We start from the raw sequence: 26,529 nt of genomic DNA on the forward strand, positions 1-26,529 counted from the left end.
AAATGACTGCGCGGATCCTCGTCGTCGACGACATCCCTGCCAATGTGAGGCTGCTGGAAGTCCGGCTGCTGGCCGAGTATTTCGAGGTTCTGACCGCCACCAATGGGGCTGATGCGATCGAGACCTGCGAGAACGGCAAGGTCGATGTCGTGCTGCTCGACGTAATGATGCCCGACATGGACGGGTTCGAGGTCTGCCGGCGATTGAAGAGCGATCCGGCGACGTCGCACATTCCGGTGGTGATGATCACCGCGCTCGATCAGGTCACCGACCGCGTGCGCGGGCTCGAGGCCGGTGCCGACGATTTCCTGACCAAGCCGGTCAACGACTTGCAGCTGATGACGCGCGTCAAGAGCCTGGTCCGCCTGAAGTCGTTGACCGACGAGCTTCGGCTGCGCGCCTCGACCACGCGCAACATCGGCATCGAAGAACTTTTGAGCCGCAATTTCGCGTCCGAGGACACGACGCCGAAGGTGCTTTTGATCGACGAGCGCAAATCGTCGGTCGAGCGCATCCAGAAGATGCTGCGCGATCGTGCCGACCTCGACGTCACGGGCGATCCGCATGCCGGGTTCTTCCAGGCCGCGGAGACGCCCTATGAATGCGTGATGATCTCGACGGCCTTCGCCGATTTCGATCCGCTCAGGCTCTGCTCGCAACTGCGCTCGCTCGACCGCACCCGTTTCGTGCCGATCATCCTGCTGGCGGAGGAGGGCGAGGAGGAGCGCATCATCCGAGGGCTCGAACTCGGCATCAACGACTATCTGATGCGGCCGATCGACCAGCAGGAACTGACGGCGCGGCTGCGTACCCAGGTGCGCCGCAAGCGCTACAATGACCAATTGCGCGCCAGTGTCACCCAGACCATCGAAATGGCCGTGACCGACGGCCTCACCGGGCTGCACAATCGCCGCTATCTAGACAGCCATCTGCAGACGCTGTTCGATCGCGCCGTGGCGCGGCGCCGGCCGCTGTCGGTGATGATCACCGATCTCGACCGCTTCAAGTCCATCAATGATGCGCATGGGCATGACGGCGGCGACGAGGTGCTGCGCGAATTCGCGCGGCGGCTGCGCAAGAACGTCCGGGGTATCGACCTTGCCTGCCGGTTCGGCGGCGAGGAGTTCGTGGTGGTAATGCCCGATACCGACGGCGCAGTGGCCGAGAAGGTGGCCGAGCGCATTCGTGCCGAAATCGCCCAGATGCCGTTCGCCATCGGCGCCGAGGGCAAGACGATCGAGGTCACCGTCAGTGTTGGCGTGTCATCGGTGCTGAAGGGCGTGGACACGGTGGCGGCACTGATGAAACGCGCCGATCTCGCGCTCTACGAAGCCAAGAGCGGCGGCCGCAACCGCGTCGTTGCCAAGGCAGCCTGACGCTCCGGGCCCGATTATCCGGTCAACCCCAACAGGGTTACCCATTTACCTTAATCCAAGCGATTCGCGAGCCTTGGTTAAGAAACTGTTGATTTCCATAAGCTCTTGCGCAAATGTGAAGGCCAAGACGAAGCCGGCACGAGGTAGACAGCCGGCTCGATCCTCGAATACCCCATGATGCTCAGGTCCGCCGCATCTCCTGGGTCCGTGGGGTCGGCCGGCCGGCGCTGGCACATAGTGGCCTCCTCGTACCGCTGCCAAACGCCGACCGGCCCCCTTTGCCCGATATGACATCAGGAATCTGCGTCAAGCCCCGGAAGAACCGGGGCTTTTTTGCGGCAGATCCCGCTTTTCTGGACTGTAACGGCTTCGGTTGCACCCTCGCGTGCTATTGCTTGGCAACACCGCGACTTTTTCGCCGCCATATGCATAAGGGGAAGAAGAGGAGCCAGCCCCCTCCATTTCATACATATGGCGCGCAAGGGGCTTGCGGCAAGACCCGGCTGTTCCCGTAGAACCACGACCCAGGTTAACGGAAACGGGAGTGGCGAAATGCCGGAATTGTTGCCAGGTGGCCGAGTGCGTCGGGATCATGCGGTGGTGATCGCCGGAGGCGGTCCGACCGGGTTGATGCTGGCTGGCGAACTCGCATTGGCGGGCGTCGATGTGGCCGTTGTCGAGCGGCGGCCAAACCAGGAACTCGTCGGTTTGCGCGCGGGCGGCCTGCACGCACGCACCATCGAGGTGCTCGACCAGCGCGGAATTGCCGACCGGTTCCTCTCGCAGGGACAGACATCGCCGTCGGTGGGCTTCCACATGATCCGATTGGACATCAGCGACTTTCCCACGCGGCACAACTATCTGCTGGCACTGCGGCAAAACCACATCGAGCGGATATTGGCCGACTGGATCAGCGAGTTCGGCGTGCCGATCTCGCCGGCAGGACGTCACGGGCTTCGCACAGGATAATGGTGGCGTCGACATCGATCTGTCTGGCGGCCAGCGGTTGCGGACGCAGTATCTCGTCGGCTGCGACGGAGGGCGCAGCATGATCCGCAAGGCCGCGGGGATCGCGTTCGATGGATGGGATCCGACGATGAGCTGGATAATCGCCGAGGTGGAGACGGCGGAGGAACCAGCATTGGGCTTTCGCAGTGACGCCCATGGTATCCATGCGATCGGCAAGATTGAGGAAGACGGCCGGGTGGGTATCGTGCTGACCGAGCGACAACTGACCATTGGTGGCGAACCGACACTGCGCGATCTCAGCGAGGCGCTTGTCGGTGTCTACGGCACCGATTACGGGGTCCACAGTCCGACCTGGATTTCCCGGTTCACCGACATGACGCGGCAGGCTGCCGCTTACCGCGACAGACGTGTTCTGCTGGCCGGTGACGCCGCGCATATCCATCCCCCAATGGGCGGACAGGGCCTCAATATCGGCGTGCAGGACGCGGTGAACCTGGGGTGGAAGCTGGCCCAGGTGGTCAAGCGGCTGTCACTGGAAGGCCTGCTCGACAGCTACCATGCCGAACGCTATCCGGTCGCCGCCCGCGTGCTGCGCAACGCGATGGCGCAGGTCGCGCTTCGCCGGATGGATGCTCGCACCAAGGCCTTGAGCGACACATTCGCCGAACTGCTCGCCATGGATGGGCCACGCAAACGGATCGCCGCGGAGATGTCTGGCCTGGATGTCCACTACGATCTCGGGGAGGGGCACGCGCTGCTTGGGCGACGAATACCCGACCTCGATCTCTCCACCGCTGATGGGCCGTTGCGACTGTTCACGTTGCTCCACGACGCGCGGCCGCTGCTCCTCAATTTCGGTGAGCCAGGCAGGCTGGACATTGCGCCTTGGGCCGACCGGATCCGGCAGATCGACGCATCGTATGCCGGTGCCTGGGAGCTTCCCGTACTCGGAACGGTCGCCGCACCCGACGCGGTCTTGATCCGGCCCGATGGATACGTAGCCTGGGTTGGCGTTGAGGATGGACAGGGATTGGCCGATGCGCTGACCAGATGGTTCGGACCGGATGCCGGAGCCGGGCGCCCCTCCGAACGCAGCGCGTCATCTTCCACAGGCTGATGGCCAGCTGTCTCCTGACAAGCAATTGACAGGAGGCTCCATCCGTGCAGAAATTGGTTGGACCATTGGACCACTTGGAGGAAATGTGGACCAGAACAGCCTGCCACCCATCCAGACGACGGCGCGTGACGACGCCGTGCTGAAGGCATTGGTGGGCTTCGTCCGCGCCGAGGCCTTGCGGCCTGGCGAGCGACTGCCGACCGAGCGCATTCTAGCCGAACGGCTCAAGGTCAGCCGCAACACGGTGCGCGAGGCGCTGACGCGGTGGGAAGGATTGGGCCTGGTCGAACGCCGGCAAGGCAGCGGCACTTTTCTCAAGGCCGCCGTCTCGCCCGACATGCTGCATTTGCCGCTGACGCTGGCGGGCGGCAATGACTTCACCAGCCTGATGCAGACGCTGGAAATACGCCGCGCGCTGGAGGCGGAAGCAGCGGCACTGTGCGCCGAGCGGGCAAGCCCGGCCGACATTGCCGAGATCGAGGGCAAGCTCGATATCATGGAGCAGGCGTTTCGCACCCTTGATGGCATGTCGTCGGAAGAGGACTGGGAATTCCACCAGGCGATCTACCGGGTCTCCGGCAATCCACTGTTCGAACAGATCATCGCGGCCATGCACGAACTGTTCCATCGCTTCTGGGAGCATCCGCTCGGTGTGCGCGATTTCGGCCATGCCAGCTTTCCCTATCACCGCACCATCTACGAACGTATCGCCGCGCGGGATCCGCAGGGCGCCCGCGACGAGGCGCTCAAGCTCATCGCCACCGTCGAGGACGACCTCAAGCGCGGTGCGGCCAAACTCAAACTTTCGGACCTGAAATGAACGGGCATCCAGACGGTTTCGACCACGATTATCTCGCCGAGGCGGCGACGCTTTTGGCGCATGACGAACCGTTTCCCGGCGGCGCCGTCGTGCCGCCGATCTACCAGACCTCGTTGTTCACTTTCGCCAATTATGCGGAAATGGCCGATACCTTTGCCGGCAAACGAAAGCAGCCGATCTATTCCCGCGGCGACAATCCGACGGTCATGGAGTTCGAGGCTCGTGTCGCCGCGCTCGAGGGTGCAGAGGCCGCACGCGGCTTCTCCAGCGGCATGGCGGCGATCAGCGCCACCGTGCTTGCCTTCGTCGGGGCGGGCGAGCGCATCGTTGCTGTACGCAACTGCTATGGCGATGCCTACCGGCTGTTCGAGCGGCTCCTGCCGCGGCTCAACATCAAGGTCGACTATGTCGACGGTTCCGACCCGGACGCGGTCGCGGCGGCGCTTCCCGGCGCCAAGCTGCTCTATCTGGAAAGCCCGACCTCGATGGTGTTCGAGCTCCAGGACCTGCCGCATCTGACCCGGCTGGCAAAAGAGCAGGGCATCGTCACCACCATCGACAATTCCTGGGCGACGCCGGTGTTCCAGAAGCCGATCTCGCACGGCGTCGACCTCGTGCTGCACTCAGCCTCGAAATATCTCGGCGGCCACAGCGACACGGTCGCCGGCGTGGTGGCTGGCTCGGCAGCGCATATCAAGCAGATCAACGAGCAGACCTATTCCTATCTCGGCGGCAAGCTGTCGCCGTTCGAGGCCTGGCTTTTGCTGCGCGGCCTGCGCACGCTGCCGCTGCGCCTGCCGCACCATATGAAGAGCGGGCTTGCCATCGCCGAGCGGCTGAAGGCGCATGGCGATGTCGAGCGGGTGAACCATCCAGCCTATTCGAACCATCCGGGCAAGGCGACGCTTGCCGGCTATGGCGGGTTGTTCTCGTTCGAGGTTACCGAGGACATCGACATTCCCGTCTTCGTCGACGCGCTGAAATATTTCCGCATCGGCGTCAGCTGGGGTGGGCATGAGAGCCTGGTCGTACCGGCCAAGGCGTCGCTGGAGCAGACGCCGGGACTGAATTCGATGGCGCGCTTCGGCGTCAGCCCCCGAACCATCCGCTTCAATGTCGGATTGGAAAGTGTCGAGGATCTCTGGGCGGATGTCGCCCAGGCCCTCGAAAAAGCCAGAAAATAACAAGCGGGTTCAAAATGGGAGTCTTGAACATGAAAAAACTGACCGTCATGCTTGCCACCGTCGCGGGGCTGGCGATTTCCGCCGGTGGCGCGCTCGCCGATTCAACCCTGAAAATGGTCGAGGTGATCACCAGCCCGCCACGCACCGAATTCCTCAAGAAGCAGATCGCCGAGTTCGAGGCGGCCAATCCAGGCGTCAAGGTCGAACTGGTCTCGCTGCCCTGGGGCCAGGCTTTCGAGAAATTCCTGACCATGGTGCAGGCCGGTGACACGCCCGATGTGGTCGAGATGCCGGAACGCTGGATGGGGCTTTACGCCAACAATGCCCAGCTCGAGGATCTCGGCCCCTATATGGCCAAGTGGGACGACGCCAAGACGCTCGGCGACCGCGCCAAACAGTTCGGCTCGACGGTCAACAACACCCAGTTCATGATCCCCTATGGCTACTATGTGAACGCGCTGTTCTGGAACAAGAAGCTGTTCAAGGAGGCTGGTCTTGACGGCCCGCCAGCGACGCTCGACGAGTTTGTCGCCGATTCCAAGAAGATCTCGGCCATTCCCGGAAAATACGGCTACTGCCTGCGCGGCGGGCCGGGCGCCTTCAACGGCATGCACATGTTCATGAACATCGCTCAGGGCAAGGGCGGCTATTTCAACGAGGACGGCACCTCGACCATCAATGAAGAGGGCTCGGTCAAGGGCCTGCAGATGCTGGCCGACATGTACAAGAATGGTCTCGCGCCGAAGGATTCCGTAAGCTGGGGCTTCAACGAAACCGTCACCGGTTTCTACTCCGGCACTTGCGCCATGCTCAATCAGGATCCGGACGCGCTTCTCGGCATCGCCGACAAGATGAGCGCCGACGACTTCGCCGTGGCGCCGCTGCCGGTCGGACCAAGCGGAAAGTCCTATCCGACGCTCGGCTATGCCGGCTGGGCGATGTTCGCCAACTCGCAGCACAAGGATGATGCCTGGAAGCTGATGGCGACGCTTCTGTCGCCGAAGGACAATCTGGAATGGGCCAAGGAAGTCGGCGTCGTGCCGATCCACAACGGTGCCGACCAGGATCCCCATTTCAAGACCGAGCAGTTCAAGGGCTGGTTCACGGAACTCAGCGACAGCTCCAAATATGAAATGGTGACGCCGCCGACGCATCTGGAAAACCTCGGCAATTTCGTCGACCAGGTCGCGATCAAGAACTTCCAGGAAGTGCTGCTCGGCCAGAAGACGGCCAAGGAGGTCGCCGACCAGTGGGCTGCCTTCCTGACCAAGGAACAGCAGGACTGGCTGGCGAAGAACAAGAAGTAGCTTTTCTTCCCTTCTCCCCGTTCACGGGGAGAAGGTGGCCCGATAGGGCCGGATGAGGGGCTGCGCCAAGTTCTGAAAAGCTGGCGCCGCCCCTCATCTGCCTGCCGGCATCTTCTCCCCGTGAACGGGGAGAAGGACGCTCATTGTCCATCCCGCCGCTCCAGGGAGCCATTTCTCAGCCAAATGACCTATGCCGTATCCGAAATTCGGTCCGCAGCGGCGCCGCGAAAAAAGCGGCTCTCCTACGCGACGATCGAGCCTTGGCTCTACCTCAGCCCGGCGATCATCCTGCTGGTCGTGGTGCTGCTCGTGCCGCTGGTCATCGGCATCAGCTATTCCTTCCGCAAATTTTCGGCCTTCAAGTCCGAGTATGTCGGGCTCGGGCAGTATCAGGCGATGCTGTCGGACCAGGTGCTGGGCCAGGCGCTGATCAACACGTTGTGGTGGACGGCGGCCAGCCTGTTCTTCCAGTTCTTCCTCGGCCTTGGCCTGGCGTTGCTGCTCGACAAGCCTTTCCCAGGCCGCAAGGCGGTGCAGGCACTGGTCTTCCTGCCCTGGGCGGTGCCGTCCTTCCTGTCGGGCCTGACCTGGGCCTGGCTGTTCAACCCGATCGTCGGTCCGCTGCCGCACTGGCTGTTCGCCTTGGGGCTGAAGGCCGAACCGACCAACGTCCTGTCCGATCCCTCCACCGCCATGTGGGGGCCGATCATAGCCAATGTCTGGTTCGGCATTCCGTTCTTCGCCATAACGCTGCTGGCGGCGCTGAAGTCTATTCCCTCGGAACTGCATGAGGCGGCGGCGATCGACGGCGCTTCGCCGTGGCAACGTTTCACCAAGGTGACGCTGCCTTTCCTGGCCCCAACCATCGCCATCACGGTGATGTTGCGCACCATCTGGATCGCCACTTTCGCCGACCTGATCTTCGTCATGACCGAGGGCGGACCGGCCGGCTCGACCAACACGGTGCCGGTCTACATCTATGTCAGCGCCTTCAAGTCGCTGGACAAGGGCTATGCCTCGGCCGTGGCCGTGCTGCTGCTGGTGCTGCTCATCGCCTACGCGATCGTGCTCATCGCCATCCGCCGCTCGCTTGTGAGGCACGTCTGATGATTGCCGGACGCTCAGCATCACAGCGCTTCTTCGGTGGCATCGGCCTCTACGCCGCGATCGCCGCCTACGTCGTCTTCGCTCTGTTCCCGATTTACTGGACGCTGAAGATCTCGGTCACGCCGGAGCGGCTGCTCTATTCCGAAGGCATCACCTTCTGGCCGTCGCACATGACGTTGCAGAATTTCGTGACCGTGCTCGAAGCCACCGATTTCCCGCGCTATTTCCTCAACAGCGTCATCGTCTCGGTGTCGACGGCGGCACTGGTCACGGTCATCGCCACGCTCGCCGGCTACGCCATGTCCCGCTTCACCTTTCGCGGCAAGGCTGCACTGGCTCTCATGTTGCTGCTGACCCAGACCTTTCCGCTGGTGATGGTCATTCCGCCTATCTACCGCGTGATGGGGCAGATCGGCCTGATCAACAGCCTGACCGGGCTGATCATCATCTACACCGCCTTCAACACCGCCTTCGCCACCTTCCTGATGCAGTCCTTCTTTGACGGCATCCCCAAGGACCTGGAGGAGGCGGCGATGATCGACGGCTGCACGCGCGCGCAGGCGATGCGCAAGGTGATCGTGCCGCTGACGCTGCCCGGCATGGGCGCGACGCTGGGCTTCGTCTTTACCGCCGCCTGGAGCGAGCTGCTGTTCGCGCTGATGCTGATTTCCAGCGACGACCAGAAAACCTTCGCCGTCGGCCTGCTCACCTTCATCGGCAAGTTCGCCGTTGACTGGGGACAGATGATGGCGGCGTCGATCCTGGCGCTGATCCCGGTCTGCATCTTCTTCGCTTTCCTGCAACGCTATCTCGTCACCGGCCTGACCGCCGGCGCCGTCAAAGGATAGACCGATGGCCTCTGTCACGCTCGAAAAGGTCCGCAAGGATTATGGCGCCGTGCGCGTCCTGCACGCGGTCGATCTCGAAATCGCCGATGGCGAGTTCGTCGTGCTGGTCGGACCGTCCGGCTGCGGCAAGTCCACGCTGTTGCGCATGATCGCCGGGCTCGAGGAAGCCTCGGGCGGCGAGATCCGCATCGGCGAGCGGCTGGTCAATGACGTGGCGCCCAAGGACCGCGACATCGCCATGGTGTTCCAGTCCTATGCGCTCTATCCGCATATGGACGTCTCGAAGAACATGGGCTTCAGCCTGATGCTGCGAAAGGCCGAGAAGCCGGCGATCGATGCGCGCGTCGATGGTGCCGCCAAGCGGCTGGGGCTCGATACGTTCCTGCAACGCCTGCCCAGGCAATTGTCCGGCGGCCAGCGCCAGCGTGTCGCCATGGGCCGCGCCATCGTGCGCGATCCCAAGGTCTTTCTTTTCGACGAGCCGCTGTCGAACCTCGATGCCAAGCTGCGCGTTCATATGCGCGCCGAGATCAAGGCGCTGCACCAGCAGTTGAAGACCACTTCGGTTTACGTCACCCACGACCAGATCGAGGCGATGACCATGGCCGACCGCATCGTCGTCATGCATGACGGGCTGATCCAGCAGGTGGGGGCGCCGCTCGATCTCTATGACCGGCCGGCCAATATGTTCGTCGCCGGTTTCATTGGCTCGCCTGGGATGAATTTCCTGTCGGCGACGGTGGAGAAGGGCGGCAAGGTGGACGCCGTGTTGTCCGATGGCCAGAAGCTTCGGCTGCCGGACGGCCTGCCGCTCAGGGACGGTGACGTCATCACCGTCGGTCTGCGGCCCGAGCATATCCGGTTGGCTGATGACGGCGCGCTGCAAGGCGAAGTGGGAGTGGTGGAGCCGCTCGGCCTGTCGACGCAGTTCTACGTCAAGCTGGCCGGCCAGCAGCTTTGCGTCTTTGCGATGGGCCGCGCGGCCGTGAAGCCCGGCGACATGGTGCGCCTGTCGGCCGATCCGGCATCGCTGCATTTGTTCGACGAGAAGAGCGGCGACCGCATCGGCTAGAGCATGATGCCGAAAAGTGTGAAGCGGTTTTCGGACGACATCATACTCTATCTCTTTGATTTAGAGACGGATTCAGATTTCAGGTCGACTCGACCTGAAATCATCCGGCTCTAAGGCGCTCAGCCGGGCTGACGGACTTCGCCCGCCCGCCCAAACGAAAAACGCCGCCCGATGGGCGGCGTTTGGCATTCCAGAGGAAAAACCAGATTACTTGATCTTGGTTTCCTTGAATTCGACGTGCTTCTTGGCGACCGGGTCGTACTTGCGGAACGACAGCTTGTCGGTCTTGGTACGGCTGTTCTTGCTGGTGACGTAGAAGAAACCGGTGTCGGCGGTCGACAGAAGCTTGATCTTGATGTTTGCGGCTTTGGCCATGATCTCAGTCCGTTATGTTCGTGGGGTTTTGGCCGCTGGAGCACGGGAAAACACCCGGACGCGGGAAACTTGGCGCGACACATAAAGAACGTGCCTGGAAAGTCAAGCCCGGCTGGCCTGATGTGGCTCGCCCAAGCTGCCCAGAATGCATAAATCAGGCGGTTTCCGCCTCGGATACCGCAACCTTCTTCCAGTCTCCGGTCATGTTCCACCAGCGATTCGGATTGGCACGGTCGTCCAGCCCCTTGGAGCGGCTGGCAAGGATCGGCTGGATGCGGATCACCGGTTCCTGATAGGAATGCGCCTGGAAGATCGCTTCGACGACGCGGGCCGCCAGCGTCTGGTCGTCGGGCAGTTCGAACGAAACCTCGACCGTGCCCGGGCGGCGGCGCAAATTCGGTCTCGGCGCCGGCCGCGGCCCCTTCAAGCGGCCTGTAGCGCTCGATGCCGTGTGCCGACTGATACGCGTTGCGGTCATATTTGCCCATGGCGAGCGGTGCGATCGCGACAACCGCGTCCATGATGCGGTCAACATCGGCGGCTGGAGCCTGGAAGGTTACAAGCAGCAGAAGCGTCATTCGCAGTGATGTGGTCTCAAAGCCGCTGTCGATCATGGCAGTGTCCTCAACTTCGGATATCAGGGGACACTCTTCTAACCGGACGCTGCTGACACGGTTCTGTCAGCATCCGCCGCGGCGCGGCGGATAAGGGCACTCGACGGCGCAGTGTTACAGCAGGAGCTTGCGCACGAGCCTGAAGCAGACCAGGGCGATGTAGGCGCCGAAGAACAGGCCGAGCGACCAGCCGAATCCGGAAGGCCCGAAACTGTCCATTCCGATACCGATCGCCTGCGGGCCAAGCACCATGCCGACGCCGTAGCAGAGCACGAAGGCGGCGTTGGCGGAGGCCAGTTCGTGGCCGGAGAGCTGCGAGCCGAGATGGGCGAGGCCGATCGTGTACATGGCGGCGACGACACCGCCCCAGACGAAGAGTAGCGCGGCCATCAAATGCCAGTTCGCGGCAAAGAACGGCATGAATATCGTGCCGACGAGGCCGACCGTGGCGCAGGCGAGCAAGAGATAACGCCGGTCGGAGACGCGGTCGCTGATCATGCCGATCGGAATCTGCAACAGCACATTGCCGAGGCCGATCATGGTCAGCAGCAGCGCCGCGTCGGCCTCGGAATAACCGATGCGGTTGCCGTAGACCGGGAACAGCGCGAAGCCGCCTGTCTCAACCGCGCCGAACACGAGCACGGCGAAAGTCGCGGTCGGCACCAGCCAGATATAACGCAGGAAGTGGCTGGTTTCGCTGTCGGCCACGATGGTCGGGCTTTCGTTGCGCGCGGCGAGCACCGGTATGGCAGCCAGCGTCACCAGGGCAATGATGACGCCGAACGGCCTGAAGCCGGAGCTGCCGAGATGGGCGAACAGCCACGGCCCGGCGGCAAAGCCGAGCGACAGGACGGTGGCATAGATGCCAAGCACAAGGCCGCGCCGGTGTGGCGGCGCCGACGTGCTGATCCAGAATTCCGACAGGATGAACAGCACGGTCAGCGCGATGTGCAGAACGACGCGCAGCGGAAACCACATCCAGAAATCGGGCGCGAAATGGAAACCGACGAAGGCGAGCGCGCCGGTGGCAATCATGGCGATCATGGTCCAGGCGACGCCGAAGCGCATGGCGAGCGGCGTGGCCAGCGGCGCCCCGGCGATCGAGGCCACGCCGGCGACAGCCGTGTTCAGGCCGATCATCGAGGCCGAATGACCGCGTGTTTCCAGGATGACGCTGAGCAAGGGCATGCCGAGGCCAATGGCGATGCCGACGACGCTGATCGACGAAATCGCCGCCACCATCGGCAGCCAGTGTACGCGTTCGTCGCCCTGTGGTTGGGTATCGACCGTCATGGGATGCTGAATACTCTGTCTTTTTGATCTTGCGCAATTCCCGTGGGAAACCGCGGCACAGTGTTCCTGGAATTGCTTAGAGAAGTTCGCGGGTGAAGTGGTTGCGGACAAGCCGGTAGAAAGGGACAGGTCCGCCCGGACGCAGCAGCGGATCGTCGGCGAGCCGCTTTTCCAGCTCGTCCAGGATCATTCGAGTGATGTCGGGTATGTCGGCCTGCTTGGCCTTGGCGAGCGGCAGCCAGACCAGTTCCTCCAATTCATTGGTCGGGCCGCCATCGGGCAGTTCGACGGCGACATCGCCACGCCAGGCGCTGAAGAAGCGGGTATCGAAGCGGCGTACCCGGTTCGGCGGCGTGATGGCGCGCGCGACGAAGCGCAATGCTTCCAGCGACGGTGCCACGCCATGTTCGACGAAACCCTGCCAATCGCGCCTGGTCGTGGCAAAGGCGCCTTTGCGGCCGATCAGCAGGCCGGCTTCCTCGTAGGTCTCGCGGACCGCCGACAAGGCAATGGCGCGGGCGCGGGCGCGGCTGGTGCGGCCGGGGCCGGCCGTCAGCTTGGCTTCTTCGTGCTGGTCAAGTGCCGTCGCTGTCGGTATGCGGCTGTCGGCAGGGTCGGTTCGGCCGCCGGGGAACACGAACTTGCCTGGCATGAAAGCGTGTGCGGCGTGGCGGCGCCCCATCAACACCAGGACGTCGTCGCCCTTGCGGTCGAGCAGGATGAGCGTCGCGGCGTCACGCGGACGCAGGCGCCCGCCGCCATGCGTGGCAAGACCCTTGTCGAGCTTGTCGGCATCCGCCTTGGTCAATGCTTCCATGCGCAGGGACCTAGCGGAAACTTCTTGCATGCGAAAGTGGCCTTACCGATTGGCGTGTTGCGCCAGCGGCGCCTTAGGCGCCGTGGTGGGACTCCGTCCCATCCTTTTGGCCACCGAACCCGTGCATATAGAACGCCCATTGCAGTCCGATGACGGCACCCTTGACCGGTTGCAGCAGCGCGATGGAGAGCAGGATGGTCAAGGGCACCCATATTGCAATGTGCTGCCAGGTGGAGAGCGTCGAGGTCGCTTCCACGCCCATGAAGGCACCGAGAACGATATGGCCGACGATGACGATGACCAGGTAGGCCGGCAGATCGTCGGCGCGATGGTGATGGATCTCCTCGCCGCAGACGCTGCAGGTTTCGACAGTCTTGGTGAAGCCGCGGAACAGCTTGCCTTCGCCACAGTTCGGGCAGCGGCCCAAGAAGCCCCGCTTCATCGCCGTCCACAAGGGGCGGGCAACCCGGCCAGAGTGATGTTCGCCACCAAAAACCTGTTGTTCCATCATCGTCTCCTGCCGCGCGACCCCGGTCGCGATTGCGACGCACGGGCGCGGCCCTTAGCCTTGTGAAACGACCTGCTGGAGCCTGGCAGGGGCTTTGGGTCGGTCAACATCTCGAAGCGCATCGCGCCGGCCATTGGCGCCACCTCGACGAGCCGGACCTCGACGCGGTCCGCGAGCTGGTAGCCTTTGCCCGAGCGTTCTCCGAACAGGGAGCGGGCCGTTTCATCGTATATATAGTAATCGCCGCCCAAAGTTGACACCGGGATGAAACCATCGGCGCCATATTGCGGCAATTGGACAAAAAGTCCTGATTTGGTGACGCCGGAGATGCGGGCGTCGAAGCGGTCGTCGATGCGCTCGGCGAGGTAGGCCGAGATCAGCCGGTCGACCGTGTCGCGCTCGGCAGCCATCGCGCGCCGCTCGGTGCCGGAGATCAGCACCGCAACATCTTCGAGGCGGGCCTCCTCATCCTGCGTCAGCCCGCCGGGGCCGAGACCGAGCGCGGCAATAAGTCCGCGATGCACGATCAGGTCGGCGTAGCGGCGGATCGGCGAGGTGAAATGAGCGTAACGGCTGAGGTTGAGCCCGAAATGGCCGATGTTCTTGGGTGAATATTCGGCCTGGCTCTGCGAGCGCAGCACCACTTCGTTGACCAGCGCCTCATTGTCGGCGCCGCGCACACGCTCAAGAATGCCGTTGAACTGGCTGGGCCGCATCTGGGCGCCGCGTGCCAATGACAGGCTAAGCGTCTGCAGGAATTCGCGCAGCGATTCCTGCTTGGCCAGCGACGGCGCGTCATGGACGCGATAGACCAGCGCCTGCTTCTTGCCTTCCAGCGTTTCGGCCGCGGCGACATTGGCCTGGATCATGAACTCTTCGATCAACTTGTGGGCGTCGAGCCGCTCCGGCACGATGACGCGGTCGACCGTGCCATCCGGCTTGAGCAGGATCTTGCGCTCCGGCAGGTCGAGTTCCAGCGGCTGGCGGCCGTCGCGGCCGCGCTTGAGGATCGCATAGGCCTCCCACAGCGGCCTCAGCACAGTGTCGAGGATCGGGCCGGTCTTGTCGTCCGGAACACCGTCGATCGCGGCCTGGGTCTGGCTATAGGCCAGCTTGGCCGCCGACTTCATCATGACGCGGTGGAAGGAGTGCCTGATCTTTCTGCCCTCGGCGGAGAAAGTCATGCGCACCGCGAGTGCCGGGCGATCCTGACCCTCGCGCAGCGAACAGAGATCGTTGGAGATGCGCTCGGGCAGCATCGGCACGACGCGATCTGGGAAATAAACCGAATTGCCGCGCTTCAGCGCTTCGCGGTCGAGCGCCGTGCCATGGCGGACATAGGCCGCGACATCCGCGATGGCGACCGTCGCGATGACGCCGCCGGGGTTCTTCTCGTCGAGATCAGGGGTGGCGAAGACCGCGTCGTCATGGTCCTTGGCGTCGGCCGGATCGATGGTAACCAGCGGCAGGTCGCGCCAGTCCTCGCGATGGTCAAGCGTCGCGGGCTTCACCGCCTCGGATTCGGCAATGACGTCGGCCGGGAAAATGTGGGGAATGTCGTGCGCGTGGATGGCGATCATCGAAACCGCCTTTTCGCTGGTCAGCGAACCCAGCACATTCAGCACCTTGGCGCGGGGCAACCCAAAGCGGGAGGCTCGCGCTGGCTCGACTTCGACAAGATCGCCGTTTTTGGCGCCGTTCTGGAATTCCTTGTCGACGATCAGCTCGGGCTGGCGCCGTTCCACCGGCTCGATGCGGAAGCTGCCGTCCTGAAGCACGCGAAAGACGCCGAGGACAGCGTCCGTGCGCTTCTCGAAGATCTTGATCACCCGGCCGGTATAGGCAGGCCCTGACGGATCGTCGGTCGGGAAGGTTTTGGCCAGCACGCGGTCGCCGATGCCTGGCGCGGGACCGTTGCCGCTGCGCGAAACGCGGATCGAGACCACGGGAGGCTCGCCCGGACCGACTGCCTCGGCCGGGTGCGCCAGCAAGATGCCATCGCCGTCGCGGCCAAAGATGTCAAGCACGGCGACATGGGGTAGGGCGCCGACCCGGGCTAACCGCTTGCGCTCCTTGGTCAGAACGCCTTCGTCCTGCAGGTCGCGCAGGAGATCCTTCAGCCAGATGCGGTCGTCGCCGCGCAGCGCGAACGCCTTGGCGATGTCGCGCTTTCCGGCGCGATCTGGGTTTTCGGCGATATAGCGCAGGATTTCGTCGCGCGAGGGCCGATAATCGTCCTTGACCTTGGCCCGGGTGTCGGCGGTGCGGGGATCGCCGTGACTTCTTCCGGTGATCCTGCGCGCCACGCCGTTCTACCCTTTTTTCTTCGCGGCTGGCTTCTTGGCCGCTGTTTTCTTGGCGGCGGGGGCTTTGGTTGCCGCCGCCTTGCGGAACGGCTTCTTGCCACCGCCGCCCTTAGCTTCCTTTTCGGCGATCAGCGCCAGCGCATCCTCGATCGTCACCGATTGCGGATCCTTGCCCTTGGGCAGCGTGGCGTTGACCTTGCCGAAATTGACGTAGGGGCCGTACTTGCCGTCGCGCACGACGATCTTGCCGCCGCCATCCGGATGGTCGCCAAGCTCCTTCAGAGCCGCAGCCGTGCCACCATTGCGGCCACCCTTGCCCTTGGACTGCTTCTCGGCAATCACCGTGACGGCACGGTTGAGGCCAATGGAAAACACATCCTCGATGCTGTCGAGATTGGCGTAGGTGCCATCGTGCAGCACGAACGGCCCGTAACGGCCGAGGCCGGCCGAGATCATCTTGCCGGATTCGGGATGTTTGCCCACGTCGCGCGGCAGCCCCAGCAAGGCGAGCGCCTTCTCATGGTCGATGGAATCAGGCGTCCAGCCCTTGGGCAGGCTCGAACGCTTTGCCTCCTTGCCGTCGCCGCGCTGGATGTAGGGGCCGAAGCGGCCCGAGCGCAGCGTGATTTCCTCGGCCGTATAAGGATCCTTGCCCAGCACCTTGGTGCCGTCCTCGCCGCCGCCATTCTCGCCATTGGGATTGGCGGCGTCGCCGAGCTGGCGGGTGAAGGAGCATTCGGGATAATTCGAGCAGCCGACGAAAGCGCCGAACTTGCCGAGCTTCAGCGACAGATTACCGGTGCCGCATTTCGGGCAGATGCGCGGGTTGGAACCGTCCTCGCGGGCGGGAAAAACCAGCGGCGCCAGTTCCTCGTTCAGCGCATCGAGCACATCGGTGACGCGCAGCTCCTTGATGTCGGCGACGGCGCCCGAAAAATCCTTCCAGAAATCACGCAGCACGTCCTTCCAGGCGAGCTTTCCGTCGGAGATCTCGTCGAGCTTTTCTTCCAGCGATGCCGTGAAGTCATACTCTACATAGCGCTCGAAGAAGCTTTCCAGGAAGGCCGACAGCAGGCGGCCCTTGGCCTGCGGCACCAGCCGGCGCTTGTCGATGGTGACGTAGTCTCGGTCCTCGAGCGTCTTCAGGATCGCGGTGTAGGTCGAGGGGCGGCCGATGCCGAGTTCTTCCAGCTTCTTGATCAGCGACGCCTCGGAGTAGCGCGGCGGCGGCTCGGTCGTGTGCTGGGTGGCATTGATCGCGCGGCGGGCAAGCTGCTCGCCGGAGCGGATCTCCGGCAGACGGCGGTTTTCCTCGTCTTCGGCGTCGTCGTCCTTCTGATCGGTGTAGGCGGCGATGAAGCCGTCGAAGCGAACGACCGAGCCGACAGCGCGAAGTTCAGCGGTGCGGGCTCCATTCAGCGCCTCGATCTCGACAGTGGTGCGCTCGATCTCGGCCGACTGCATCTGGCTGGCGATGGCGCGCTTCCAGATCAGTTCATAAAGCCGCATCTGATCGGAATCGAGATATTGCCTGACCGATGCGGGGGTGCGCATGAAATCCGTCGGCCGGATGGCCTCGTGCGCTTCCTGCGCGTTCTTGGCCTTGGCGGTGTACTGGCGTGGTTTCTCCGGCAGGTACTTCGGGCCGAATTCCTTGGCGATGGCATCGCGCGCGGCGTCGATCGCCTCGGGGGCCATCTGCACGCCGTCGGTTCGCATATAGGTGATCAGGCCAGTGGTCTCGCCGCCGATCTCCATGCCCTCATAGAGCCGCTGGGCCACCTGCATGGTGCGCGTGGCCGAGAAGCCGAGGCCCGATGAGGCGGCCTGCTGCAATGTCGAGGTGGTGAAGGGCGGACCGGGGTTGCGCTTGGTTGGCTTGGCTTCGACGGACAGCGCCTTGAAGGTGGCGCCTTCGAGCATCGCCTTGATGTCGTCGGCCTGTGCCTTGTTGGCAATGTCGAGCTTTTGCAGCTTCTTGCGCTCGAAGGCGGTGAGGCGGGCTTCGAAGGTCTCGTTGCGCGGTGTGCCGAGGAGAGCTGATATCTGCCAATATTCCTCGCGGATGAAGCGCTCGATCTCGGATTCGCGGTCGCAGACCAGGCGCAGCGCCACCGACTGGACGCGGCCGGCGGAGCGGGCGCCCGGCAATTTGCGCCACAGGACAGGCGACAGGGTGAAGCCGACGAGATAGTCGAGCGCGCGGCGGGCCAGATAAGCGTCGACCAGCGGCGCATCGATCTGGCGCGGATTGGCCATCGCCTCCAGCACCGACGATTTGGTGATGGCGTTGAAGACGACGCGGCTGACCGGCTTGTCCTTCAGCGCGCGCTTCTGCTTGAGCACTTCCAGAACGTGCCAGGAGATGGCTTCACCTTCGCGATCCGGGTCGGTGGCGAGGATCAGGCCGTCGGCGTCCTTGACTGCCTTGGCGATGTCGGCGAGCCGCTTGCCGGAGGCGGTGTCGACCGCCCAGGACATGGCAAAATCCTCATCCGGGCGCACCGAGCCATCCTTGGCCGGCAAATCGCGGACATGGCCGAACGAGGCCAGAACCTTGTAGTTCCTGCCCAGATATTTGTTGATTGTTTTTGCCTTGGCCGGCGATTCGACGACGACGACGTCCATGAGGTCTCATATCAGCTGTGATGCGGCAGAAGAATTCCGCTGCGCGCGACGAAATCTCGGTTCTGTTCGTCGCTCACATGGCCGCGCTTTTGCATCCGGTCAAGGGCAAGCGCCCAAATTGCGGGGCCGCCGACAGCAATACACTCTAAGAGTGTATGGAGAACATCACATATTTTAGAATGAGTGGGCGCAAGCCTCGGAAGATTGGGAGAGGTTCAATTTGTTGCTGGTCCAACCGGCCTGGAATGGGTCAGGTCGAGTCCGCGACGGCCCGGCCGCCGGACTTGGAGGGATGCCCGGCGGCCGGTGAGAAGTCCCGTTTGGCGGACCTCCCGATGGGGAAATCAGTCCGCCTTGACGACGTGCCAGACGCCGGCGACGCCATCACCGGTCACGTCGCCGGCCTTCTTGTCCTTGATGAAGGTGTAGACCGGCTTGCCGTCATAGGCCCACATCTTGGTGCCGTCGGTACGGTCGACGACGCTCCATTCATCGTCCGCCTTGGCGCCCGCCTCGGCCTTCAGCGGCGGCCAGTTGGTGGCGCACTTGTCGTAGCAGTTGGTCTTGCCCTTCTCGTCCTTGTCATAGGTGTAGAGCGTCATGCCATTGGCGTCGGTGTAGATCTTGGTGCCATTGACCTCGGCTTCCTTCCACGCTTCGGCGGCAAAGGATGCGGCGGTGCTGAGCAGGAGCGCGGCCAGCGCCGCGGTTATCGTTTTCATGGAAATCTCCGTGGCTGATATTCGAAGGCGCGCGGGAAATCGCGGCCTCGTCGTGTCAACGCCCTGCGCGGATGCTTTCTTCCCCGCCCGCGATGACTTGCCACACGATGGTGATTGGCGGACGAACCGGCGTGCCGCTATATCGGACGCCAAAGGTTGGAGTTTTGGAATGGCATCGGATATCGGCTATGTCAGCGCGGTCGGGGCGGGGGCCATCTCGTTCCTTTCGCCATGCGTGCTGCCGCTGGTGCCGCCTTATCTCTGCTACATGGCCGGCGTCTCCGTCGACGATTTCCGCGGCAATGCAGGTGCGACGGCACGCGAGGGCGCGCGCTGCGCGCTGCTCTATTCCTCGATCGCCTTCGTGCTCGGTTTTTCCACCGTGTTCGTCGCGCTGGGCGCCGGCGCGTCGACCATCGGCCGGCTGCTGCGCGTCTGGCAGGAGCCGCTGGCGATGGGCGCCGGCGTGCTGATCATCCTGATGGGCCTGAACTTTTTGGGCATCCTGCGTATCCCGCTCCTGTCACGCGAGGCGCGCTTCCAGTCGCAGGGCAAGCCAGCCAGTGCCGTCGCCGCCTATGTCATGGGCCTTGCCTTCGCCTTCGGCTGGACGCCCTGCATCGGCCCGGTGCTGGGGCCGATCCTGACGCTGGCCGGTGGCCGCGAGACGGTCGGCGAGGGGGCCCTTCTGCTCGCCGCCTATTCGCTCGGCCTCGGTATCCCGTTCCTGATCGCGGCGCTGTTCTCCGGCGCTTTCATGCGCTTCCTCGGCAAATTCCGCGTCCATCTCGGCCGCGTCGAAAAGGCGATCGGCGCGCTGCTGGTGGTCGCCGGCGTGTTTTTCCTCACCGGCGGCGTGCAGACGGTGTCCTACTGGCTGCTGGAGAATTTTCCGGTGCTGGGGCGGCTGGGCTGACGCTTGTCAACTTGGGGTGAGGCAAGGGATTGAACTGTGGACCCGCTGATTAAGAGTCAGCTGCTCTGCCATCTCACCGGAATTTAACCGCATTGGTGCAGCATGGCGCCACTGCTATCCTGCTTTGATTCCCAACCCTTTCATACGGTTGCCCGTCCATGAGCCAGAGATCCTGCCTGTCCGTCATCCTCGCCGCCGGCGAAGGCACGCGCATGAAGAGCGCGCTGCCGAAGGTGCTGCACCAGGTCGCCGGGTTGCCGATGGTGGCCCATGTGGTCAAGGCGGCCGAAGCCGCGGGTGCGAGCGGGCTGGCGCTGGTGATCGGCCATGGGGCCGACGAGATGCGCAAGGCGGCGGCCAGGTTTGCACCGAAGGCGGAAACCTTCGAGCAGGAAAAGCGCTTGGGTACGGCGCATGCCGTTATCGCTGCCCGCGCAGCGATATCAAGGGGTTATGACGACGTCCTCGTTATGTTTGGCGACACGCCACTGATCGATGCGGATGCGCTCACGGTGGCGCGGCGGAGATTGGCGGAAGGTGCTGCCGTCGTGGTGATCGGATTCCGCCCACCCAATCCGGCCGGCTATGGCCGGTTGATCGAAAAGGATGGCAAGCTCACAGCTATCCGCGAGGAAAAAGACTGCTCCGAAGAGGAGAAGAAAATCGGCTTCTGCAATGCCGGCATGATGGCGGTGGCCGGCGCGCACGCGTTGAAACTGCTCGACGCGGTCGGCAACAAGAATGCCAAGGGCGAGTATTATCTGACCGATATCGTCGAGATCGCCAGTGCACAAAATCTCGATGTCGTTGCCACCGAAGCCAGCTTCGAAAGCGCGCTCGGCATCAACAATCGCGTCGAACTGGCGCAAGCCGAAGCCATCTGGCAACAGCGCCGGCGCTATGACGCGATGCTGTCGGGCGTGACTCTGATCGCCCCGGAAACCGTGTTTTTCTCGCACGACACCGAAATCGGCGCCGACACCATCGTCGAACCCAACGTCTGGTTTGGTCCGGGCGTGAGGATCGCCAGCGGCGCCAAAATCCACGCCTTCAGCCACATCGAGGGCGCCACCATCGCTTCCAATTGCGATGTCGGGCCGTTCGCACGGCTGCGGCCAGGCGCCGATCTCAGGAACAAGGCCAAGGTCGGCAATTTCTGCGAGGTCAAGCAAGCCGTTATCGAGGACGGCGCCAAGGTCAACCATTTGACCTATATTGGCGACGCGCGTGTCGGCGCGGGCGCCAATATCGGGGCGGGCACCATCACCTGCAACTACGACGGCTACTCAAAGTTCTTCACGGACATCGGCGAGGGCGCCTTCATCGGCTCCAATTCCTCGCTCGTGGCCCCGGTCACCATCGGCAATGGCGGCTATATCGCCTCGGGCAGCGTCATCACCGAAAGCGTGCCCGACGATGCGCTGGCCTTCGGCCGCGCCCGCCAAAAGACGATCCCCGGCAAGGGCAAGGAATTGCGCGAACGCTTTGCTTCCGCGGCGGCCGCGAAGAAGAAAGCGGCTGGCGCCGACCATTAGCGATTGGGTCGACGGTCTGCTTTCTCGCCGAAGCAATCGAAAAAACCGAACGATTGCCGTAACCGGATTGCAAGAGCGGGCTGTCATGGTGCATGCCTGCTGAAGCGTCCGTTACAGCGGACGAAATGCAATGTGACTTTCGCGGCAGGCCGGCCACGCCTAAATATCGCTGGTTTTCCGTGGGCAATCGGGGACTGTCTGCATGTGCGGTATCGTTGGAATCGTCGGCCACTCGCAGGTTGCGCCGCTCATCGTCGACGCACTGAAGCGGCTCGAATATCGCGGCTATGACTCCGCCGGCGTCGCCACCATCGAGAAGGGCGAGCTCGGCCGCCGCCGTGCCGAGGGCAAGCTGGTCAACCTCGAACGCCGGCTCAAGGATGAGCCGCTCGACGGCAGGATCGGTATCGGCCATACGCGCTGGGCAACCCACGGCGTGCCCAACGAGACCAATGCGCACCCGCATTTTTCGGACGGCGTCGCCATCGTCCACAACGGCATCATCGAGAATTTCGCCGAACTGCGCGAGGAGCTGATCCGCGACGGCTATTCCTTCTCGTCGCAGACCGACACCGAGGTCGTGGCACACCTGGTGGCGCGAGAACTCGCCAGGGGGCTGAAGCCGGTCGAGGCCGCGCATCAGGCGCTGAAGCGGCTGGAAGGCGCCTTTGCGCTAGCCATCATGTTCAAGGGTGACGAGGACCTGATCGTCGGCGCGCGCAATGGCCCGCCTTTGGCCGTTGGCCATGGCGACGGCGAGATGTTTTTGGGGTCCGACGCCATCGCGCTCGCTCCGTTCACCAATTCGATCACCTATCTCGAGGACGGCGACTGGGCGGTGGTGCGCCGCGACGGCGTCGCCATCTTCGACATCGACGGCAAAAAGGTCGACCGCAAGCGCCAGCAGTCGCTCTCGACCAGCTTCATGGTCGACAAGGGCAACCGCCGCCATTTCATGGAGAAGGAGATCCATGAGCAGCCCGAGGTGATCTCGCACACGCTGGCTCATTATGTGGATTTCGTCTCCGGCGTCTCCAAGCCGCTCGATCTGCCATTCGACTTCGCCAAGATCGGCCGGCTGGCGATCTCCGCCTGTGGCACCGCCTATCTCGCCGGCCTGATCGGCAAATACTGGTTCGAGCGCTATGCGCGGCTCCCGGTCGATATCGATGTCGCGTCGGAATTCCGCTACCGCGAGATGCCGTTGTCGGCCAACGACGCCGCCTTCTTCATCTCGCAATCGGGCGAGACCGCCGATACACTGGCCTCTTTGCGCTATTGCCGCAAAGCCGGGATGAAGATCGGCGCCGTCGTCAACGTGCGGGAATCGACCATGGCGCGCGAATCCGACGTCGTGCTGCCGACGCTGGCCGGGCCAGAGATTGGCGTCGCTTCGACCAAGGCTTTCACATGCCAGTTGTCCGTGCTCGCGTCGCTTGCCGTGCGCGCAGGCGTGGCGCGCGGAGCGATCTCGAAGGAGCAAGAGAAAACGCTGGTGCGAGCGCTTTCGGAAGCGCCGCGCTACGCCAACCAGGTGCTGAAGCTCGAAGAGCAGATCGAACGGATCGCGCGGGAACTGTCGCGTTACAAGGACGTGCTCTATCTCGGACGGGACACCAATTTCCCGCTCGCCATGGAAGGCGCGCTGAAGCTGAAGGAGATTTCCTACATCCACGCCGAAGGCTATGCCGCCGGAGAGCTGAAGCATGGGCCGATCGCGCTGATCGACGAGAACATGCCGGTGATCGTGATCGCGCCGCACGACCGCATCTTCGAAAAGACCGTGTCCAACATGCAGGAAGTGGCGGCGCGTGGCGGCAAGATCATCCTGATCACCGACGCCAAGGGCGCGGCACAGGTGAGCCTGAAGACAATGGAGACGATCGTGCTGCCGGATGTGCCGGAAATCATCTCGCCGATCATCTATGCGCTGCCGATCCAGATGCTCGCCTATTTCGCCGCCGTGTTCATGGGCACCGACGTCGACCAGCCGCGCAATCTGGCGAAGTCGGTGACGGTGGAATAGGCGCTTGTAAACAGGCGCCTTAAAAACTTCGCAGTTCCAAAGCGCCTTCCGGTTCACTAATGTCGCATCGCAAATAGCGCCTCCGGTGAACCATGTCAGACGCTCCCAAGACTTCCGGCATGACACGGCTGAGGAACTATTTCCTCACGGGCTTCATCGTCTGCGCGCCGCTGGCGATCACCGCCTATATCGCCTGGTCGTTCATCGGCTGGGTCGATTCCTGGGTGAAACCGTATATTCCGGCGCGCTACAGCCCCGACACCTATCTGCCGTTTCCGGTTCCAGGGTTCGGGCTCATCGTTGCGCTCATCCTGATCACGCTGATCGGTTTTCTCACCGCCAACATTGTCGGCCGCGCCATAGTCGGCTTTGGCGAGCGCTTGCTTGGCCGCATGCCCCTGGTGCGCGGCATATACGGCTCGCTGAAGCAGATTTTCGAGACCGTGCTGTCGAACAAGGGCGACATGTTCCGCCAGGTTGGGCTGGTCGAATATCCACGCAAGGGCGTGTGGTCGCTGGTGTTCGTCGCCAGCGAAAAGGAAACCGAGATCAACCAGAAGCTCGACCAGGAAGGTGATCCGCTGATTGCCGTGTTCATGCCGTGCACGCCGAACCCGACGACCGGTTTCCTGATGTATGTGCTGAAGTCGGACATCGTGCCGCTCGACATGACGATCGAGGACGGCGCCAAGCTGATCGTATCAGCCGGGTTGGTGGCTCCCGAGGTGAAGACGAAACTGGTGACGCTGAACGGCGAGCCGATCAACGGAACCCTGGCCAATCCGCCGCTAGGGCCTCACCCGGCGCGCAGGAGCCGCACGGCCTCGTCGCGGCCGAACAAGTAGAGCAGGAGCCGCAGCGCCTCGCCGCGGTCCGATTGCAGTTCTGGGTCGCGCGACAGGATCAGCCTGGCGTCGTCACGGGCGGCCTCCAGTAGGTCGGCATGCACCTCGATGCGCGCCACCTGGAAACCCGGCGTGCCGGACTGGCGGGTGCCCAGCAGTTCGCCTTCGCCGCGCAATTTCAGGTCCTCCTCGGCGATCAGGAAACCGTCCTCGGTCTCGCGCATCACCGACAGCCGGCGTTTTGCGGTCTCGCCAAGCGGATCCTTGTACAGCAGCACGCAGGACGAGGGCTTGTCGCCGCGTCCGACCCGGCCGCGCAGCTGGTGCAACTGAGCGAGGCCGAAGCGTTCGGCATGCTCGATGACCATGATCGTGGCGTCAGGAACGTCGACGCCGACCTCGATCACCGTGGTGGCGATCAGGATGCGCGTCTCGCCTTGCTTGAAGGCGCGCATCGCCTCGTCCTTCTCGACACCCTTCATGCGGCCGTGGACAAGGCCGATGCGATCGCCGAACAGCGGCTTCAGCGAGGCAAAGCGATCCTCGGCCGACATCAGTTTTATTTCTTCGGATTCCTCGACCAGCGGGCAAATCCAGTAGATCTTCTGGCCATCCGCGACGGCATCGAGCATGCGGCCGACCAGCTCGTCGAGCCGCTCCAGCGGCAGCGTGACGGTGCGGATCGGCTGGCGGCCGGCGGGTTTTTCCGTCAGCTTCGACACGTCCATGTCGCCGAAGGCGGTCAGCACCAGCGTGCGCGGGATGGGGGTCGCGGTCATGACCAGCATGTCGGGCGCGTCGCCCTTGGCGGTGATGGCAAGCCGCTGGTGGACGCCGAAGCGATGCTGCTCATCGATGACGGCCAGGACCAGGTCGTGGAAGCTGACTGTTTCCTGAAACAGCGCATGGGTGCCGACGACGATGTCGATCTCGCCGCTGGCAAGACCCGCCAGCGTTTCGGCTCGCTCGCGACCCTTTTCACGGCCGGTCAGGATGGCGATGCGCAAGCCGACCTTGGCGGCAAGCGGGGTGATCGTCGCCAGATGCTGGCGCGCGAGGATTTCGGTCGGCGCCATCAGCGCCGCCTGGCCGCCGGCCTCGACAGCGCGTGCCATGGCAAGCAGCGCCACCACCGTCTTGCCCGAGCCGACGTCACCTTGCAGCAGCCGCAGCATGCGCTCCGGATCGGCGAGATCAGCGTTGATTTCGGCGAGCGCGAATTCCTGCGAGGGCGTAAGCGAATAGGGAAGGGCTGTACGCAGCTTCTCGACGATGCGCCCATCGCCAACGAGAGGGCGGCCTGACAGGCGCCGCACCTTTGCCCGCACCAGGGCCAGCGAGACCTGGCCGGCGAGCAATTCATCATAGGCGAGGCGGCGCCATGCAGCCCCTTCGACCGCGACATCGATCGGATCAGCGGGATAATGGATGCGGGTCAGCGCGTCGCCGAAGGACGCAAAGCTCTGGCGGCGAATGAAGGCATCATCCTGCCATTCCGGCAGCTCCGGCAGGCGGCCGAGCGCCTGGCCGATCGCCCGGCGCAGCACCTTGCCCGAGAGGCCGGCGGTCAGCGGATAGACCGGTTCGACCAGCGGCAGGTTTTCCGCTTCGCTGGCGAGCGCGATATGGTCGGGGTGGACCATGGTCGGGCGGCCGTTGAACCATTCCATCCGGCCTGACACCACGACATGCTCGCCCACAGGCATTGCCTTTTCGAGATAAGCGGCATGGGCATGGAAGAAGGTCAGGCCGATTTCGCCCGTGTCGTCATGGGCGTATACCCGGTAGGGCACCGACCTGTTGCCGCGCGGTGGCGGCTGGTGACGGTCTATGCGCAGCTCAAGCGTGACGATGGCGCCTTCGGCCGCGAGTGCGATGCCCGGCCGGTTTCGGCGGTCGATGACGGTGTGCGGCAGCACGAACAGGAGGTCGCCGGCGCGTGCGGCGCGGTCGCCGAGATCGGCGGCAACGACCTTCTCGATCAGCGCGCCAACCTTCGGCCCGACGCCGGCAAGCGAGGTGATCGGGACAAACAGGGGATCGAGGATGGAAGGACGCATGATGTCAGCTTATGTCGCGACGGCCGCAGCGCAAGGCTGACAGCGCCCACTATCCACGCTATATGCGCCGCTTGAAGCGAGGAT

19 protein-coding genes and 2 pseudogenes are annotated in these 26,529 nt (G+C 63.4%); 12 read left to right on the plus strand and 9 right to left on the minus strand.

Features of this window, described 5'->3' with window-relative positions:
- The first annotated feature begins 2 nt into the window (after positions 1 to 2).
- The 8 genes and pseudogenes from FJW04_RS22355 (at position 3) to ugpC (ending at position 9,800) form a co-directional block, all read left to right on the plus strand.
- The gene (locus tag FJW04_RS22355; protein WP_015317622.1) at positions 3 to 1,376 is read left to right on the plus strand and encodes a PleD family two-component system response regulator; all 1,374 of its coding nucleotides are present in this window, start codon (positions 3 to 5) and stop codon (positions 1,374 to 1,376) included.
- A 552-nt stretch (positions 1,377 to 1,928) separates the two neighbouring features.
- Positions 1,929 to 3,462: pseudogene (locus tag FJW04_RS22370) on the plus strand (FAD-dependent monooxygenase).
- Positions 3,463 to 3,547: 85 nt separating this feature from the next.
- On the plus strand, positions 3,548 to 4,282 hold the full coding sequence (locus FJW04_RS22375; protein WP_140661178.1) for a FadR/GntR family transcriptional regulator: 735 nt from the start codon (positions 3,548 to 3,550) through the stop codon (positions 4,280 to 4,282).
- Positions 4,279 to 5,466: a PLP-dependent transferase gene (locus FJW04_RS22380; RefSeq protein ID WP_140716774.1), complete on the plus strand. Its 1,188-nt coding sequence runs from the start codon at positions 4,279 to 4,281 to the stop codon at positions 5,464 to 5,466. Before FJW04_RS22375 ends, FJW04_RS22380 begins: the two co-directional genes overlap by 4 nt.
- Before the next feature lie 29 nt (positions 5,467 to 5,495).
- Positions 5,496 to 6,773, plus strand: coding sequence for a sugar ABC transporter substrate-binding protein (locus tag FJW04_RS22385; protein ID WP_140716776.1), 1,278 nt, complete (start codon positions 5,496 to 5,498; stop codon positions 6,771 to 6,773).
- Between the two features lie 183 nt (positions 6,774 to 6,956).
- A complete protein-coding gene (locus FJW04_RS22390) occupies positions 6,957 to 7,880 on the plus strand; it encodes a sugar ABC transporter permease (protein WP_015317627.1) in 924 nt (307 codons plus the stop codon).
- Positions 7,880 to 8,728 carry a carbohydrate ABC transporter permease gene (locus FJW04_RS22395; RefSeq protein WP_015317628.1) on the plus strand — a complete coding sequence of 283 codons (849 nt, stop codon included), beginning with the start codon at positions 7,880 to 7,882 and terminating at the stop codon, positions 8,726 to 8,728. Before FJW04_RS22390 ends, FJW04_RS22395 begins: the two co-directional genes overlap by 1 nt.
- Before the next feature lie 4 nt (positions 8,729 to 8,732).
- Positions 8,733 to 9,800 (plus strand): sn-glycerol-3-phosphate ABC transporter ATP-binding protein UgpC, encoded by a 1,068-nt coding sequence (ugpC, locus tag FJW04_RS22400; protein ID WP_140716778.1) that lies wholly within the window; start codon positions 8,733 to 8,735, stop codon positions 9,798 to 9,800.
- 207 nt (positions 9,801 to 10,007) lie between these two features.
- On the opposite strand, the gene rpmG is transcribed toward ugpC, so the two are convergent.
- The 8 genes and pseudogenes from rpmG to FJW04_RS22440 form a co-directional block, all read right to left on the minus strand.
- On the minus strand, positions 10,008 to 10,175 hold the full coding sequence (rpmG, locus tag FJW04_RS22405; RefSeq protein WP_006201775.1) for a 50S ribosomal protein L33: 168 nt from the start codon (positions 10,173 to 10,175) through the stop codon (positions 10,008 to 10,010).
- Between the two features lie 154 nt (positions 10,176 to 10,329).
- Positions 10,330 to 10,789: pseudogene (locus tag FJW04_RS22410) on the minus strand (hypothetical protein).
- A 114-nt stretch (positions 10,790 to 10,903) separates the two neighbouring features.
- On the minus strand, positions 10,904 to 12,082 hold the full coding sequence (locus FJW04_RS22415; RefSeq protein WP_140661183.1) for an MFS transporter: 1,179 nt from the start codon (positions 12,080 to 12,082) through the stop codon (positions 10,904 to 10,906).
- 76 nt (positions 12,083 to 12,158) lie between these two features.
- A complete protein-coding gene (locus FJW04_RS22420; RefSeq protein WP_140616207.1) occupies positions 12,159 to 12,899 on the minus strand; it encodes an NUDIX hydrolase in 741 nt (246 codons plus the stop codon).
- A 73-nt stretch (positions 12,900 to 12,972) separates the two neighbouring features.
- Positions 12,973 to 13,407 (minus strand): DUF983 domain-containing protein, encoded by a 435-nt coding sequence (locus FJW04_RS22425; protein WP_015317634.1) that lies wholly within the window; start codon positions 13,405 to 13,407, stop codon positions 12,973 to 12,975.
- Positions 13,407 to 15,713: a ribonuclease R gene (rnr, locus tag FJW04_RS22430; RefSeq protein WP_140716780.1), complete on the minus strand. Its 2,307-nt coding sequence runs from the start codon at positions 15,711 to 15,713 to the stop codon at positions 13,407 to 13,409. The genes FJW04_RS22425 and rnr overlap by 1 nt, the downstream gene beginning before the upstream one ends.
- 6 nt (positions 15,714 to 15,719) lie before the next feature.
- The gene (gene topA, locus FJW04_RS22435; RefSeq protein WP_140716782.1) at positions 15,720 to 18,341 is read right to left on the minus strand and encodes a type I DNA topoisomerase; all 2,622 of its coding nucleotides are present in this window, start codon (positions 18,339 to 18,341) and stop codon (positions 15,720 to 15,722) included.
- 344 nt (positions 18,342 to 18,685) lie between these two features.
- Positions 18,686 to 19,063, minus strand: a complete 378-nt coding sequence (locus tag FJW04_RS22440; RefSeq protein ID WP_140716784.1) for a hypothetical protein — start codon at positions 19,061 to 19,063, stop codon at positions 18,686 to 18,688.
- A 169-nt stretch (positions 19,064 to 19,232) separates the two neighbouring features.
- Here FJW04_RS22440 and FJW04_RS22445 point away from each other — a divergent pair, with 169 nt between their 5' ends.
- From FJW04_RS22445 to FJW04_RS22460, 4 genes are all read left to right on the plus strand, one after another.
- The gene (locus FJW04_RS22445; protein WP_140716786.1) at positions 19,233 to 19,979 is read left to right on the plus strand and encodes a cytochrome c biogenesis CcdA family protein; all 747 of its coding nucleotides are present in this window, start codon (positions 19,233 to 19,235) and stop codon (positions 19,977 to 19,979) included.
- 158 nt (positions 19,980 to 20,137) lie between these two features.
- Entirely contained in the window at positions 20,138 to 21,514 is a 1,377-nt protein-coding gene (gene glmU / locus FJW04_RS22450; RefSeq protein ID WP_140716788.1) for a bifunctional UDP-N-acetylglucosamine diphosphorylase/glucosamine-1-phosphate N-acetyltransferase GlmU, read from the plus strand.
- A 202-nt stretch (positions 21,515 to 21,716) separates the two neighbouring features.
- Positions 21,717 to 23,540: a glutamine--fructose-6-phosphate transaminase (isomerizing) gene (gene glmS / locus FJW04_RS22455; protein ID WP_140664309.1), complete on the plus strand. Its 1,824-nt coding sequence runs from the start codon at positions 21,717 to 21,719 to the stop codon at positions 23,538 to 23,540.
- Between the two features lie 92 nt (positions 23,541 to 23,632).
- Complete coding sequence (locus tag FJW04_RS22460; protein WP_031240956.1) at positions 23,633 to 24,385, plus strand: DUF502 domain-containing protein; 753 nt, start codon at positions 23,633 to 23,635, stop codon at positions 24,383 to 24,385.
- Here FJW04_RS22460 and recG read toward each other — a convergent pair.
- Positions 24,337 to 26,445 (minus strand): ATP-dependent DNA helicase RecG, encoded by a 2,109-nt coding sequence (gene recG, locus FJW04_RS22465; RefSeq protein WP_140716790.1) that lies wholly within the window; start codon positions 26,443 to 26,445, stop codon positions 24,337 to 24,339. The two genes, FJW04_RS22460 and recG, sit on opposite strands and share 49 nt — an antisense overlap.
- Positions 26,446 to 26,529: the final 84 nt, after the last annotated feature.

The sequence above is a fragment of the Mesorhizobium sp. B2-7-3 genome (assembly GCF_006440715.1).
In the GTDB taxonomy this organism is placed as follows: Bacteria; Pseudomonadota; Alphaproteobacteria; order Rhizobiales; family Rhizobiaceae; genus Mesorhizobium; species Mesorhizobium australicum.

Excerpts from the sequence above, each read along its gene's own strand:
- glmU (WP_140716788.1), top strand. The coding sequence starts at position 20,138 with ATGAGCCAGAGATCCTGCCTGTCCGTCATCCTCGCCGCCGGCGAAGGC.
- FJW04_RS22415 (WP_140661183.1), bottom strand. The coding sequence starts at position 12,082 with ATGACGGTCGATACCCAACCACAGGGCGACGAACGCGTACACTGGCTG.
- FJW04_RS22445 (WP_140716786.1), top strand. The coding sequence starts at position 19,233 with ATGGCATCGGATATCGGCTATGTCAGCGCGGTCGGGGCGGGGGCCATC.
- FJW04_RS22440 (WP_140716784.1), bottom strand. The coding sequence starts at position 19,063 with ATGAAAACGATAACCGCGGCGCTGGCCGCGCTCCTGCTCAGCACCGCC.
- FJW04_RS22385 (WP_140716776.1), top strand. The coding sequence starts at position 5,496 with ATGAAAAAACTGACCGTCATGCTTGCCACCGTCGCGGGGCTGGCGATT.
- recG (WP_140716790.1), bottom strand. The coding sequence starts at position 26,445 with ATGCGTCCTTCCATCCTCGATCCCCTGTTTGTCCCGATCACCTCGCTT.
- FJW04_RS22355 (WP_015317622.1), top strand. The coding sequence starts at position 3 with ATGACTGCGCGGATCCTCGTCGTCGACGACATCCCTGCCAATGTGAGG.
- topA (WP_140716782.1), bottom strand. The coding sequence starts at position 18,341 with ATGGACGTCGTCGTCGTCGAATCGCCGGCCAAGGCAAAAACAATCAAC.
- FJW04_RS22380 (WP_140716774.1), top strand. The coding sequence starts at position 4,279 with ATGAACGGGCATCCAGACGGTTTCGACCACGATTATCTCGCCGAGGCG.
- glmS (WP_140664309.1), top strand. The coding sequence starts at position 21,717 with ATGTGCGGTATCGTTGGAATCGTCGGCCACTCGCAGGTTGCGCCGCTC.
- FJW04_RS22425 (WP_015317634.1), bottom strand. The coding sequence starts at position 13,407 with ATGGAACAACAGGTTTTTGGTGGCGAACATCACTCTGGCCGGGTTGCC.
- FJW04_RS22390 (WP_015317627.1), top strand. The coding sequence starts at position 6,957 with ATGACCTATGCCGTATCCGAAATTCGGTCCGCAGCGGCGCCGCGAAAA.
- ugpC (WP_140716778.1), top strand. The coding sequence starts at position 8,733 with ATGGCCTCTGTCACGCTCGAAAAGGTCCGCAAGGATTATGGCGCCGTG.
- FJW04_RS22420 (WP_140616207.1), bottom strand. The coding sequence starts at position 12,899 with ATGGAAGCATTGACCAAGGCGGATGCCGACAAGCTCGACAAGGGTCTT.
- rpmG (WP_006201775.1), bottom strand. The coding sequence starts at position 10,175 with ATGGCCAAAGCCGCAAACATCAAGATCAAGCTTCTGTCGACCGCCGAC.
- FJW04_RS22395 (WP_015317628.1), top strand. The coding sequence starts at position 7,880 with ATGATTGCCGGACGCTCAGCATCACAGCGCTTCTTCGGTGGCATCGGC.
- FJW04_RS22460 (WP_031240956.1), top strand. The coding sequence starts at position 23,633 with ATGTCAGACGCTCCCAAGACTTCCGGCATGACACGGCTGAGGAACTAT.